Source organism: Cryobacterium sp. Y62 (assembly GCF_002929785.1).
Lineage (GTDB): Bacteria > Actinomycetota > Actinomycetes > Actinomycetales > Microbacteriaceae > Cryobacterium.
Map to the genome: position 1 here is coordinate 24,278 of NZ_PJJK01000100.1, position 13,391 is coordinate 37,668.

The following is a 13,391-nucleotide window of genomic DNA, read 5'->3' on the forward strand; positions in this document are numbered from 1 at the left end:
GTCGGTATTGTGGATGAGCACGCTGAGCGGATATGCCCCAGGCCGGCCCATTCGTGGGGGCGTGCCGATCTGCTTGCCGTGGTTTGGGCTGAATGAAACGGATGCGGCGGCTCCACCCCACAGGTTTGCCCGCCTCGCGGAATGGCGGCTGGTGCAGGTCAGCGAGGCCGGCGACGACGTCGTGCTGGTCTTTCGCTTGAGCGACAGCAAGCAGACCCCTCGGTCTGTGTGGTCGCACCGGTTCGAAGCTCTCTACACGGTGGCGGCCGGTGCCGAGCTTGGCCTCGCGCTGCGGGTGCGCAACCTCGATGATGTGTCCGTGACGTTTGCCGCCGAAACGGACCGGATTTACCTCGGCACCAGCGCTGAGGCGCGCATCTCGGATAGGACCGTGCGTATGCTGTCGATCACCACCGAGGGCTCGCAGAGCAGCGTGGTTTGGAACCCGTGGAGCGCTAAAGCGGCAGTAACGCCCGACTTCGGCGCCGATGAATGGACCGGAATGCTGTGCGTCGAAACCGCCAATTGTTGAACGACGAGATCATGCTGGCATCGGAGGAGACCCACGCCATGAGTGCTGTGATCGGGCAGACGTTCTGACAGGGGATGCCGCCGGAACGTCCCCGACGTGTCCTGTCGGCCGTCCCGCCCGGGGCGCCTATCGCAAACCTGAAGAATTCGGTCGGCCACCCGGGTAGCTGGGCTAGCGGCCGGAGGGAGCCCAGATTCTTCTGGTGGGACGGGAACGGGCACCGGGTTCAGGTCGGGAATCCGGCCGCGATGATGTCGAAGCCACGCTGTACGAGCGTGACGAAGTGTACGGGGTCGTCGTCGGCTTTCCAGATGGAGAAGGCGGAAATGAGCACAGCGGTCGCGGTATGAGTTAGTAATGCGGCGGTATACGGATCAAAATCCGTTCGGGTAGCAGCCCACCGGCGAAGCGCCACCTCGACGTGCTGGTGAGCGGTGCGGTGATACTGGTCGAGTTCTGGTTCCTCCTCAATGAGCCGACGGCGAACCGCGATGACGTTCTCATGGCCGGTGACGAAGGACACACAAACCGAGCCTAAGGCGGGCCATAGGTCAACCTGGTTATCGAGTCGTTCTAGCAGATAGGCGAGGCGGTCGGCGTCGTCGGGATCGGGGTCGAAAAGCGCCGCAGCTTTCGTGGGAAAGTGGTTGAAGAAGGTACGTCGGGAAACGTCAGCGGCCGAAGCGATGTCATCGACAGTCACGCTGGCAAAACCGTGCTCGTCGACCAGGTCGATAGCTGCGGTCTGCAAGGCGCGCCAGATTTTGCGTCGTTGCTGTTCTCGAATCGTCATGGAGAGCACTCTGAAAGATTACTGGCTTGGCGGGGAGCAGCGCGCTAGGCTTCAAAGGCTTGTTGCACTCAGTGCAGCAAGGTGGCCGCGCTGTTGGGGCTCGGTCGACCACCTAGTGAAAGGATGGCGTTCCGATGACCGGACGCGTTGAAGGTAGAGTCGCCTTTGTAACTGGAGCAGCCCGAGGTCAAGGCCGGAGCCATGCGCTTCGGCTGGCGCAAGAGGGGGCGGATATTATCGCCGTTGACATCTGCGAGGACATTGAAACCAACCACTATCCCCTGTCGACCGAGGCAGATCTCGCCGAAACAGCCCGATTGATCGAGGCGCTTGACCGACGAGTCGTGACGCGCAAAGCGGATGTTCGCGAGCCTGCGCAACTCGTAGCAGCGTTGGCCGACGGTATCGCCGAGCTGGGCAGAGTTGATATCGTCGTGGCGAATGCAGGAATCTGCCCGCTCGGAGCGGATGTTCCGGCACAGGGTTTTCTCGATGCGATTCAGGTCGACCTGATCGGCGTGATCAATACCGTCTCCGCTGCCCTTCCTCACCTGAGTGCGGGGGCATCCATTGTCTGCACCGGATCCGTCGCCGGGCTCATGGCGGGAGGCACGTCCACCCCCGCGAACGGTCCCGGCGGGGCCGGATACTCTCACGCGAAACGTGGCGTGGCACGCTTCGTGCACGATTTGGCACTGCAGCTTGCCCCGCACTCGATTCGAGTGAATGCCGTGCATCCGACAAATGTCGACACCGACATGCTGCAGAGCCAACCGATGTACAACATCTTCCGACCAGACTTGGAGAACCCGACTCGGGAAGACGCCGAGCTGGCATTTCCGTCTATGCAGCCCATGCCGATCGGTTACGTGGAGCCGGTCGATATTAGTAATGCCGTGTTGTTCCTGGCGTCGGACGAATCACGATACGTCACCGGACTTCAGCTCAAAGTCGATGCCGGGGCGCTCCTCGCGTCAACGACTTCCGGCGCTCCGGCGTAATTCTCTAGCTAGCGACGCCCGCGAAAATTGGGGCGACGCCCCTGGCGGCCAGGCCCGTGGCAGTTGTGGTCCGGGCGCCTAAAAGTACTGAGCGCCGGCGTCGATGCTCAAATGCTCCGAGGTGATCATGCGCGCGTCGTCTGAGGCCAGGAAGGCCACGGCATTGGCAATATCCTTGGCTTCCGCCGTTCCGTCCGGCAGAAAAGGCGTGCCCATCACGCCGAGCGCCGGGTTGCTCTCGCTGGCATGGGTGAGCGCCGAGACCATGTCACCCGAGCCCATCGGGGTGTTGACAGCCCCGGGATGCACGCTGTTCACGCGAATGTTGTCCTTACCCAGTTCTGCCGCGAACGACCGGGTCATGCCGGTGATGGCATGCTTGCTCGCGGTGTAATGCACCATGAACGGTTGCACCTTTTTGCCGGCATACGAGCTGGTGAGGATGATCGATCCGCCACCGGCTACTACCAGGTGCGGCGCACCCACCATGACGGTGTTCCAGGCCCCTGTCACATTCGTGTCCATCGTCACCTGAAACATTTCGGGAGTCGTCTCGTTCCACCTGGCCGGAATGCAGATGCCCGCGTTCGCGACGATGATGTCGAGCCGGCCGAATTCAGCGATGCCCCGCTCAAGGATTCCGCGCATCCCCTCGAGGTCCCGCACGTCACCTTGTTCAAAGTGGATACGGTGGTCCTCCGCCTCGACCAGACGCACCGTTTCGGCCAGGTCCTCCATCGACGAGGAGTCGTAGGGCACCAAGGGGATGGGGCCGGCGAGGTCGATCGCAATGATATTCGCGCCCTCCTGTGCCAGCTTGACCGCGTGGGCGCGTCCCTGCCCCCGTGCAGCGCCAGTGATGAAAGCGACCTTGCCCTCGAGTCGACCAGTCATGAAGTTCGTCCTACCTGTAGATGTTGATGTGGCGATGCGATCGCTACTAGCGGGTCACGGAGTCGGCTGTGCTTTCAGCGCCGAGGATACGCGAGAACGTCGGCGGAATGTAGAAGTCCGCGGGTGACAGTTCGTGGATCGACGAATGGCCCAGGCCGAGAACGGCCGAGTCGAGGCCACCGCGCAGAATGTCGAGTACGTTCTCGACTCCGCCCTGGCCGTTCGCGGCGAGGCCCCACAGGTAGGCGCGGCCGATCATGACCGCGCGCGCGCCGAGCGCGAGAGCCTTGGCCACGTCGCTGCCTCGACGGATGCCGCCGTCGAGTACGATTTCCACGTCGTCGCCGACGGCTTCGGCCACCGAGGCGAGCATGCGGATCGTCGCTGGCGTACTGTCGAGGTTGTTGCCGCCGTGGTTGGAGACCGAGAGGGCCGTGACACCCGAGTCAACTGCGCGACGGGCGTCATCGATGCGGGTGACCCCTTTGAGCATGAACGCTCCGCCCCAGGTTTCGCGCATCCAGACCACGTCGTCCCAGGTGGGCGGCGTCGTCTGCAGCCACTCGCCATACGCTCCGAAGAACGTCGGGGCTGTACCGCCGGGCGGCGTGAGGTTGGGGGCCGTCAGGTCGGGGAGCCGACCTGACTTCAAAAACCGCAGCAGCCATTGCGGGTGCGGGAGCACGTTCGGCGCGAAGTCGATCATTGTCTTCAAGCTCATCTTCTCCGGAATCTGCGGGCTTCCCCAGTCGCGACCGTTGGAGAATGACCAGTCGAAGGTGGCGATGAGACCCTTCGCGCCTGCGGCCCGCGCCCGGTCCATTCGCTGCACCATCGATTCCCGCGAGCCCGACCAGTACATTTGGAAAAACGTATTCGGGTTGGCAGCGACCACGTCCTCAACGGGCTTGCTTGCGAACGAGCTCAGGCCCATGATGGTGCCGCGGTTAGCGGATGCCCGGGCAACGGCCACTTCACCGTCGGGGTGCACGGCTTGCACGCCCGTTGGTGAGATGATAACCGGCAAGGAAATGGGGATGCCCATTACGGTCGTTGACAGGTCGCGCACCGCCTGGTGCCCGGCAACATGCGGTGAGAAGGCCAGTTCACCGTATGCTGCCATGTTGTCGTCGATGGTCAGCCCGCGCTCAGACCCCGCAACGAGAGCCCCGTAGACGGACGAGGGCAGCACCTTCTTGGCTCGTCGTTGCGCTTCGGCAACGGTTTCGAACCACGCATTTTTTGCCATGATACTTCCTGCTTTCTGTAGTCGTTCAGGTTCTAAAAAGTTGGCCCAGGACCGGCGCTACATCACGGTGGGTGCGCACGAGATGAGCTGTACCGTGCCCCGTTGTCGCGAGCTGGCGGCCCAGTTCAATGTCTTTCTCACCGCTCACGTCGATCAGCACGTCGAGTCGAGGCAGCCGCGCGGCCAACTCCCGGGGATCCGGCCCGGCGTTATGCACGCAGTCGGACAGCAACACGACCCTCGCGTCCCGCACCGGCACGCGCGCGAGCTGACGCGCCGCAAGCTCGAGCGGAAACGCGATATTGGTGAGCCCGCGGGCCGGCATCTGCAGGATGGAATCGAGCAGGTCTATCGGTTTCACTTTCTGACCGAGCTGGAGCAGTATCGCTGCGTCCGACCAGAAGGCGATGACGGCGAGGGCATCGCCTTGGAGTTCGCCGGCGAGGGCACCGACCGTCGCCGCGGCGGTCTGCACCCGCTCGCCCTTCATCGAACCGGAGACATCGACGAGCAGCACGACTGACCGGCGCGTCTGCACGCACTCCCGAACAATGATGTCCTCATCTTCGGGAATCGGGTGTTCGGCGAGCATTTCGATCGTGCGGTCGAGGTCAATTTCGTCCGAACCGCCCCGATAGGGGATGCTGGCGAGTTTGCCAGACCCACGGCGGGCCATCGCATCCGTTTTCGGCCAGGGGATGGCCAAGCGCGACGCGATCTGCCTGGCCTTGGCGCGCACGATGGGATCGATGGCGACAGCGTCGGCACCGGCCAGCACGATCTCGCCAGCCTCGTCGGTGATGCCCACCGCAGTGTGTCCAGGGGAAGATTTCGTTGTCGCGCCTGGTGTGGTCGACTGAGCGCGCAAGACTATACCGTTGCCTCCCATGCTGGGCTCGAACACGACCGGATCCTCCTTGAGTTGCTTGGGTTTGCGGCGCAGCGGGGTACTTGTGCGCTTCTGGCGGGATTCCCGTGAGATCGGGGTATCCGCCTCGATCTCCCTTCAGCCCGGCTCGGCAATGGCCGGGTCGAGGACAAAGCGGTCCTCCCAGATTTCGCGCAACACACGCTCGGGCGTGCTTCCCGCGGCCTCGTCGAGGTGGATGCGACCCGACAAGGAGACTGTCATAGCGTCGTAGACGAGTTCGGGGTAGCCCTCGTCATCGGGCGACCTGAGGTCACGCAGCAGGGACAATTGCAGCGCAACGAGCACACAATCGATCGCGCCACGCACACTGCTGCCCTGCTTTATATCCGGATGCCGCCGGGTCGCCCTCGTGACGTAAACGGCATCCGCTACAAGTCGATCCGCGAGATCCCCCGTTGCCTGGGTACGGAGTGTGACGATGCCGCGTTCAGCGGGCTCGTCCTGGTAATCGATTACGAGCCGGTTCAAGCGGTCATGCACGCTCGTAGACAGACGTGTCGTGCCGACGTTGTCGTACGGGTTCATCGACGCGATCACCCGAAAGGTTGGCAGAGCGGTGATGGTTCCCACGCGCGGCACGGCTATAGCCCGATCGGCCATCGCCGTGAGTAGCGAGTTGAGAGTGTCTTCGGGTGCCCGGTTAAACTCCTCAATATAGAGGAACCCGCCGCGTTGCATCGCTTCGACGAGGGGCCCGGCCACGAAGTTCTCGGCGCTATAGTCCTCCCGCAGCACCCGCGCCGGATTGTGGTGACCAACGAGTTTGGCCGGGGTGAGGTCTGCATTGCCTTCAACAAAGAGCAGGGGGATGCCCCACTCCGCGGTGATCGCTTTGAGCATGGTGGTCTTGCTGGTTCCGGGCGGCCCCTCGAGCAGGATGTCGCGGTTAGCCGCGACGGCCGCGAGCGTGAGTTCAATCTCACGTTCACGGCCAACGAGGTGCGCCGCCACCCGCTGCCGGGTTTCGGAAATGTCGGGAATGTTCATAGAACGATTCACTTCGGTTTCGATAGCGGCGGATGGCATCAGTGCTACTTCACTGGAGCGTGATTGAAGCCGGGAAGAATCATATGACCGGCATCGACGGGGATGGTGACTCCCGTCACGGCGGCCGCCAGATTCGAGTTGAGGTAAAGAGCGGTGTCGGCGATCACCTGCGGTGGCATGAAGCTCATACCCTTCAGCGCGTGGAATGAATAGCCGCCTTCCATCATGTCGGCCGCGGTGCCCCCAGGGTGCCCCGCGAACATGTCCCACGCGCCCTGATGATCGGTCATCGGGGTCTTGATGGCGCCGGGATTGATCGAGTTGCAGCGGATGCCGTGCGGCGCGAGTTCGAGTGCGATGTTTTTCATCAGCCCGATAACGCCGTGTTTGGCCGCGACGTAGTGCGCGTAGTTCGCACCCGGTTCGAGGCCGTTGACCGACGAGGTGATCACGATCGACCCAGTTTGCCGTTCGATCATGTGTGGGGCGATTGCCTTGGCTGACTTCCAAACCCCGGTCAGATTCACGCCGATCATGTCATCCCACGCTTTTTCGGAGAGCTCCCAGAAGGCGCCCTGGGTCCAGATGCCCGCGTTGGCGATGAGGATGTCGATCTGCCCGAACTCCGCGATACCCTTCGCGACAGCATCGTCCATTTGCTGCTGCGAACGCACGTCCGCTTCAATGCTGAGCACCCGGCGGTCGAGTGCTTCAACCTGGCGTACGGTCTCAGCGAGGTCAGCGGCCCGACCCATCGCATACGGTACGGAATCGATTTGGTCGGCGATGTCGACCAGAATAATGTCGGCACCCTCGCGCGCCGATGTGATGGCGTGCGCGCGGCCCTGACCGCGGGCTCCGCCGGTGATGAGTGCAACCTTGCCGTCGAGTAAACCCATGATTTCTCTTCTTCCTGTCGTGCGTTCTAGCTGTTTATGACCACGCCTGCGTTTGGCAGGGGATGCTTCGTTCTTTTTTCACGAAGAGCTTGTCGGGCATGACACGCGCCAGCGGGCCGTGCTTAGAGAGCGGCACCCGCGTCGACGACGTGAGTGGTTCCCGTAACGAAGCGGCCGTCGTCCGACACGAGATAAAGGATGGCGTTCGAAATATCGATGGCTTCAAGCCCGCTGGTTGGCATCTTGTTGAGGGTGAGCGCTGCCGCGTTGTAGTCCTCGCGAGTCGGGTTCTCAATGTCCGGGCGGAACAGCTTGTAGGTTGGGTCGTTGAGCACCATGTCGGTATTGACCGTCGTCGGGTGGATCGTGTTGACCCGGATGCTCTGCGGCGCCAGCTCCACGGCCATAACCTTCATGAGGCCGATCAGGCCCGCCTTCGCCGCTGAGTAATGCGCGACGTTGGCGTTGCCCTTGAGCGCGGCGATCGAACTGGTGATCACCACAGCTCCGCCTCGACCGCCGGCGATGATATGGGGAACGGATGCCTTGAGTGACTTCCATTGTCCGGTCAGGTTGACGTCGATCATTGTGTCCCACACCTCGTCGTCCATTTCGAGAGTCGGGGCCGGCACCGAAATGCCAGCGTTGGCAAGTACGATGTCGAGCCTGCCGAACTCGGCAACGCCGGCATCCACGGCCGACTTCAGTGCCGCCGAATCCCGGATGTCCACCTGGCTGGCGATGATGCGCCGGTCAAGTGCCTCCACCTGACGCACTGTTTCGGCGAGGTCGTCGGGAGTCGCGGTGGCGTAGGGGACAGTCTCAACCTGCCTGCAAATGTCGACAGCGATGATGTCGGCGCCCTCTTTCGCGAGCGTTATCGCGTGGCTGCGGCCCTGACCGCGGGCTGCTCCGGTGATGAAGGCGACTTTGCCATCGAGTTTTCCCATGTTGTATCTCTCTTCCTTCCGCGATGTGCGCTTTCGTGTGGACCCGGGGCGGCGCTGCGCGCCGTCCCGGGTCTCAGACGGTTATTTGACGAGCTGGCCGGTGCCGACGATGGTGCGGGGTGCCACGTGTGCTCTTTCGTCTGGCACAGGGCTGGTTACTTGATAGCCGCTCCGCCGTCGACCGGTATCTGGCCTCCGCTGACGTAGTACGACTGGTCGGAGGAGAGCCAGGCGACCGCGTTCGACACGTGGATTGGCTCGATCCAAGCCTTGCCCATAGGATTCAGCCCGGCGAATGCGGGTTCGGCATCCTCGGCCTGAGGATCGTCAAGGTCTGGGCGGAACAGCTTGTAGGTGTTGCTGTTCTTCACCATCTTCGTGTCGATCGAGTTTGGATGGATCGTGTTGACCCGAATTCCGTGAGGACCGAGTTCATTGGCGAGCACCTTCATCAGCCCGACGATGCCGTGCTTGGTAGTCGTATAGGCGGCGACATTGGCGAGTCCCTTGAATCCGGCCAGTGAGGAGATAATAATGACCGATCCACCAGCACCGGATGCGATCAGATGATCGGCAGCCGCTTTGTAGGTGTGCCATACCCCGGTCAGGTTAATGTCCATAAGGTCTTTCCAGGACTGTTCCTCGATCTTCTGGGTGTCCGATCCGAAGGTGAAGATTCCGGCGTTGGCGACGATGATGTCGAGCCGTCCCAGTTGTGCGACCCCCTCGTCCACGGCCTTGGTCAGCGCGTCGATATCGCGCACGTCCGCCTGTTTCGCCACGATGCGCCGGTCGAGAGCTTCGACCTGCCGTACGGTCTCCGCCAGGTCCTCGGCTGTTGCTGGCTCATAGAATGTGGTGACGCTGTCGACGCCCTCGCAGAGGTCGATCGCGATGATGTCGGCGCCCTCCTGCGCCAGACGAATGGCGTGGCTTCTGCCCTGCCCTCTCGCTGCGCCGGTGATGAAGGCCACTTTGCCGTCAAGGTTTCCCATTTCTGTCTCTCTTCTTTCGTATGTGGCGGGGCGGTGCACCGTGCACCGCCCCGCCACGATCTATTACTTCGGGCAGTTCTCCTAGGCGCCGACGGCCACAGCCTCGCGTTCGGCGGCGGGTGAATCGGTGGCCACTGGCGACAAGAGGATGACACCTCGAATGTTCTTGCCGTCCCGCATGTCCTGGTAAGCGTCGTTGATCTGGTCGAGCGTGTACCGGTTGGTGACGAGTTCGTCGAGCTTCAGCTTGCCTTCCTTGTAGAGATTGAGCAGCGTCGGGATGGCGTAGCGCGGAGACCAGGAGCCGTAGAGCGCACCCTGGATGCGCTTCTGCTCCATGACAAGGGTGAACAGGTTCGTCGGGATGCCTTCCTCTTCTAGCGGTGACATCGAGGTGACGACGACGATTCCACCCTTGCGGATGGCATCCGTCGCCGTAGCGACGATGTCGCCGTGCAGCACGCCGGGGGTGCAGATCGCGGCGTCTGCGCCCTGCCCATTGGTGACGCTGTTCACAAAGTCGACCGCGGCTTGCGCGTCGGCGAACACTTCCGTCGCACCGAACTCCGGTGCCTTCTCCCGCTTGAACGGCGCTGGGTCGACCACGACGATGTGCGAAGCTCCGGCTGCAGCGGCGCCCTGGACAGCGTTCATGCCAATGCCGCCCGCACCGAAGATAATCACGACGTCGCCGTTGTGGATATCGGCCGAGTTCACGGCCGATCCGTACCCGGTCGGAACGCCGCAAGCCACTAGTGCGGCGACATCCAGGGGGATGTCGGGATCGATCTTGACGATGGATGCCTCGTCGAAAACCTGCCACTCGGCGAATGTTCCCAAGGCGGCCATCGTGGGGAGATCGACGCCATTGGAGTGCATTCGGTAACCGCCGGACGGCTGGTTGCCGATCAGGGTATTCGCGCCGAGATCGCAGAGGTTCTGCAGCCCCATCGCGCACCACCGGCACTTGCCACAGGAGGGGATAAACGACGTGACGATGTGATCGCCGACTGCGTAATCCGTGATCTGGCTGCCGATAGCGCGGACGATGCCGGCGCCTTCGTGCCCGCCGACGATAGGAATGTTGATCGGCATGTCTGCGGTTGCGGCATGCTCATCGCTGTGGCACAGCCCGGTGGCAACCATCTGTACCAGCACCTCCGTGGGGCCTGGATCGTCCAGGTCCACCTCTTCGATCTGCCATTGTCCAGGCTGTTCCCGAAGTATGGCTGCGTGGGTTTTCATCATGTTCTCCCTTTTGTGATGCGTTCGATCCACGTCGTCGTGAACCGTGTTTCAACTACAACTACAACTACAACTACAACTACAACTACAACTACAACTACAACTACAACTGCACGCGCCTGTGCCGCCGCCTGCGCAGCCGGCTGGCAATTTCGCGAGCAGATTCATCCCGGCCAGGAGCTGCCTTACGCGCCCCGGCCGGTGGTTGTTCGGGCGTGAACCCGAGGAGGGGACTAGCTTTGCCATAGCCTCAGACGCGTTCCGGGTCTGGTCCGCCCGCGGCACTCCGAACGACTGCGGCGAACGGATGCCTGGGGATGGTGATCCCATCCGCGGCTAATATGCAGACTGGAGATGTCAGCGACTAAGTCGACCGCGCGCATGCCATGAATCAAGATCGGGCACTGAGAATTGTTCTGGGCCAGCGAGTCCTGACTCAATGTGGCTGGTCTTTTGTGCGGAAACCATGTGGTTCTCCTGAGCTAGAAATCGACATCACTGGCGAAAAACTCGTGCATGCATCAGACTAGTGGCACTGAGTGCCGAAAAGAAAGGGGAAAGTGCAAATGAGCGACAGCGACCGCCCTGCCCCGCCGCGAATGGGGCGACAGCCGTTGACGACCCGTGCCGACATCAGTCACGTGGCACTTCAACTTTTTCTCGAGCACGGGTTCGAACAGACGACCGTCGATGACGTCGCTCGCGCCGCCGGAATTGGGCGTCGAACCCTATTTCGGTATTTTCCTTCCAAAAGCGATCTGCCCTGGGGGGACTTTGAGGCCAAGCTCAGTCGTATGCGAGCATTCCTCGTTGACACCGATGTGAGCGTACCTGTCGTTGATGCGCTCGCGCGGGCGGTCGTTGAATTCAATCAATTCCCGCTCGAGGAGGTTCCCTACCATCGTGAGCGGATGAACCTGCTGCTGAACGTGCCGGCGCTGGTGGCGCACTCCTCGCTGCGCTACGCGGAGTGGCGGCGTGTGGTGTCGGACTTCGCGGCCGGCCGGTTGGGAGTCAGCGCCGACGCGCTCGAGCCGACAACGATTGGTTGGGTGTTTCTCGGTGCATCCCTCGCGGCTTACGAGCAGTGGCTCAAGGACGACGACTCCGACCTCATCGAATTGCTCGAATCTGCGGTGCTGCTGCTGCGGGTGGGTTTCTCGCCGATTCCGGTGGCACCGGTTCGGCCCGCGGTCGGAGTCTGAAGTGGAGGGGTCGGTCTCGTCGGGCGTGATGTATGACCTGATCGTGGTCGGTGCCGGTGCGGCCGGCGCGCCACTTGCGGCTCGACTGAGTGAGGATCCGGGGAGGCGTGTGCTGCTCCTCGAGGCTGGACCGGTACCGTCAACCCCTGGCGAGTTTCCGCACGAGTTGCTCGATGCCGGGACCGTGCAGGGAGCGATGCCGGGGCATCCGCAGAATTGGTCATTTATGGGCAATCTCACGCCGGAACTTCCCTACTCGATCGCGCGTGGTCGGATCGTAGGCGGATCGTCAACGATTAACGGCGCGTACTTTGTTCGCGGGAGAAAGGCCGACTTCGATTCCTGGTCGGTCGCGGCACCCGAATGGGCTTGGGACAAGGTGCTGCCGTTCTATCGCCGGATCGAAACCGACCAGCAGTATGGTGAGTCGACCGTGCATGGCGGCGCAGGACCGATCGGCGTCGGTCGGCCCGCGCAAGACCATCCGGTCACGGTCGCCTTTCGCGCGGCGGCGGCCGAGCTGGGCTTCGCCGACGAACCCGACAAGAACGATCAGGGCATGCCGGGACACGGACCGCTGCCGATGAACACGATCGACGGTGTGCGGCAAAACACCGGGATCGCCTACCTGAATCCGGTGCGGTACCGCACAAACCTTACCGCATGGGGTAACAGCGACGTTCGCCGCGTGCTGTTTGAGGGTACGAGGGCCATCGGCGTCGAGATGGCGCGCGGCGACGCCATCGTTCAGGTGCTCGGGCGGGAGATTGTGCTCTCGGCCGGTGCGATTAAGTCGCCCCACCTCTTGTTGGTTTCCGGGGTCGGACCCCGGGAACAGTTGGAACAATTCAACATTCCTGTCGTGCGTGACCTGCCAGGGGTCGGGGCAAATTTTAGCGATCATCCGGACATCGCCGTGCAGTGGCAGCCGCGCCGACAGATCGTTGACTATCGCACGACGCAGTCGATGGCGGCGTGCCTGAACTTCACGGCGACCGGTTCGACCGTGCTCGGGGATCTGGAGATCCTTCCGATAATCAAACCGATGGGCTATCTATTGACCGGCAGCGCGCGCGGCGTCCTGGTGGGAATACGGGCCGCGGTGCGGCATCCGCTTCGAACGTTCCGGGCAATGCGCGGGATATCGGTGCGGCGCTTCGCAAAACAGGTCGCCCACCGGGGTGACCTCGCATTTCTCGTTGCCGTGCAGTCGGAGACATCGCGCGGACGTATCAGCCTCGAGTCGGGCGACCCGGCCGTGCAACCGCGGATCGACTACAACTACCTCTCGACCGAGTGGGATCTCGAACGCATGCGCGAAGTTGTGCGGGTGGCGGTGCGATTGCTCCGAACGGATGCCTACAAACACCTGTTTAAGCGACTGACCGAACTCACCGACGCCGTGCTGGAGAGCGATGACCTGCTCAATGGCTGGCTGCGCTCGCACCTCGGAACGGCGATTCACCTGTGCGGCAGCGCACGTTTCGGGGCAGAAGACGACCCGGACGCCGTCGTCGACCAATACGGGCGCGTGCACGGTATCGACGGGTTGCGCATCGCCGACACGTCGATTTTGCCGACAACGCCGGTGCGCGGCCCGGCCGCGACCGCAATCCTTGTGGGGGAACGCGTGGCGGACTTCATCCGCCGTGGCCTCTAATCAGGTGGGTTCATCCTCGGGTGGCGCTGATTGTGATGCCATGGAGGAAT

13 protein-coding genes are annotated in these 13,391 nt (G+C 62.4%); 4 read left to right on the forward strand and 9 right to left on the reverse strand.

All coding sequences use genetic code 11. The features are described from left to right. Positions 1 to 7: 7 nt before the first annotated feature. Positions 8 to 532 (forward strand): hypothetical protein, encoded by a 525-nt coding sequence (locus tag CXY71_RS07835; protein WP_255412628.1) that lies wholly within the window; start codon positions 8 to 10, stop codon positions 530 to 532. Between the two features lie 226 nt (positions 533 to 758). Here the strand turns inward: CXY71_RS07835 and CXY71_RS07840 are convergent, their stop codons facing one another. Further along, positions 759 to 1,325: a TetR/AcrR family transcriptional regulator gene (locus CXY71_RS07840; RefSeq protein WP_104135089.1), complete on the reverse strand. Its 567-nt coding sequence runs from the start codon at positions 1,323 to 1,325 to the stop codon at positions 759 to 761. Positions 1,326 to 1,459: 134 nt separating this feature from the next. On the opposite strand from CXY71_RS07840, the gene CXY71_RS07845 reads away from it, so the two are divergent. After that, positions 1,460 to 2,326: a mycofactocin-coupled SDR family oxidoreductase gene (locus CXY71_RS07845; RefSeq protein WP_104083362.1), complete on the forward strand. Its 867-nt coding sequence runs from the start codon at positions 1,460 to 1,462 to the stop codon at positions 2,324 to 2,326. A gap of 78 nt (positions 2,327 to 2,404) precedes the next feature. On the opposite strand, the gene CXY71_RS07850 is transcribed toward CXY71_RS07845, so the two are convergent. The 8 genes from CXY71_RS07850 to CXY71_RS07885 form a co-directional block, all read right to left on the reverse strand. Next, positions 2,405 to 3,220 carry a mycofactocin-coupled SDR family oxidoreductase gene (locus CXY71_RS07850; protein ID WP_104135090.1) on the reverse strand — a complete coding sequence of 272 codons (816 nt, stop codon included), beginning with the start codon at positions 3,218 to 3,220 and terminating at the stop codon, positions 2,405 to 2,407. Positions 3,221 to 3,266: 46 nt separating this feature from the next. After that, entirely contained in the window at positions 3,267 to 4,469 is a 1,203-nt protein-coding gene (gene mftD, locus CXY71_RS07855; RefSeq protein WP_104135091.1) for a pre-mycofactocin synthase MftD, read from the reverse strand. Positions 4,470 to 4,494: 25 nt separating this feature from the next. Then, on the reverse strand, positions 4,495 to 5,373 hold the full coding sequence (locus CXY71_RS07860; protein ID WP_233204542.1) for a VWA domain-containing protein: 879 nt from the start codon (positions 5,371 to 5,373) through the stop codon (positions 4,495 to 4,497). 102 nt (positions 5,374 to 5,475) lie between these two features. Next, positions 5,476 to 6,387 (reverse strand): MoxR family ATPase, encoded by a 912-nt coding sequence (locus CXY71_RS07865; RefSeq protein ID WP_104135112.1) that lies wholly within the window; start codon positions 6,385 to 6,387, stop codon positions 5,476 to 5,478. Positions 6,388 to 6,431: 44 nt separating this feature from the next. Beyond that, the gene (locus CXY71_RS07870; protein WP_104135093.1) at positions 6,432 to 7,286 is read right to left on the reverse strand and encodes a mycofactocin-coupled SDR family oxidoreductase; all 855 of its coding nucleotides are present in this window, start codon (positions 7,284 to 7,286) and stop codon (positions 6,432 to 6,434) included. A gap of 122 nt (positions 7,287 to 7,408) precedes the next feature. After that, positions 7,409 to 8,236 carry a mycofactocin-coupled SDR family oxidoreductase gene (locus CXY71_RS07875; protein ID WP_104135094.1) on the reverse strand — a complete coding sequence of 276 codons (828 nt, stop codon included), beginning with the start codon at positions 8,234 to 8,236 and terminating at the stop codon, positions 7,409 to 7,411. 155 nt (positions 8,237 to 8,391) lie between these two features. Further along, positions 8,392 to 9,231 (reverse strand): mycofactocin-coupled SDR family oxidoreductase, encoded by an 840-nt coding sequence (locus CXY71_RS07880; RefSeq protein WP_104135095.1) that lies wholly within the window; start codon positions 9,229 to 9,231, stop codon positions 8,392 to 8,394. 81 nt (positions 9,232 to 9,312) lie between these two features. Beyond that, a complete protein-coding gene (locus CXY71_RS07885; protein ID WP_233204543.1) occupies positions 9,313 to 10,479 on the reverse strand; it encodes an NDMA-dependent alcohol dehydrogenase in 1,167 nt (388 codons plus the stop codon). Positions 10,480 to 11,075: 596 nt separating this feature from the next. On the opposite strand from CXY71_RS07885, the gene mftR reads away from it, so the two are divergent. Both mftR and CXY71_RS07900 read left to right on the forward strand, forming a co-directional pair. Then, complete coding sequence (gene mftR / locus CXY71_RS07895; protein WP_255412629.1) at positions 11,076 to 11,681, forward strand: mycofactocin system transcriptional regulator; 606 nt, start codon at positions 11,076 to 11,078, stop codon at positions 11,679 to 11,681. 1 nt (position 11,682) lies between these two features. Continuing rightward, a complete protein-coding gene (locus CXY71_RS07900) occupies positions 11,683 to 13,341 on the forward strand; it encodes a GMC family oxidoreductase N-terminal domain-containing protein (RefSeq protein ID WP_199184249.1) in 1,659 nt (552 codons plus the stop codon). Positions 13,342 to 13,391 lie beyond the last annotated feature (50 nt).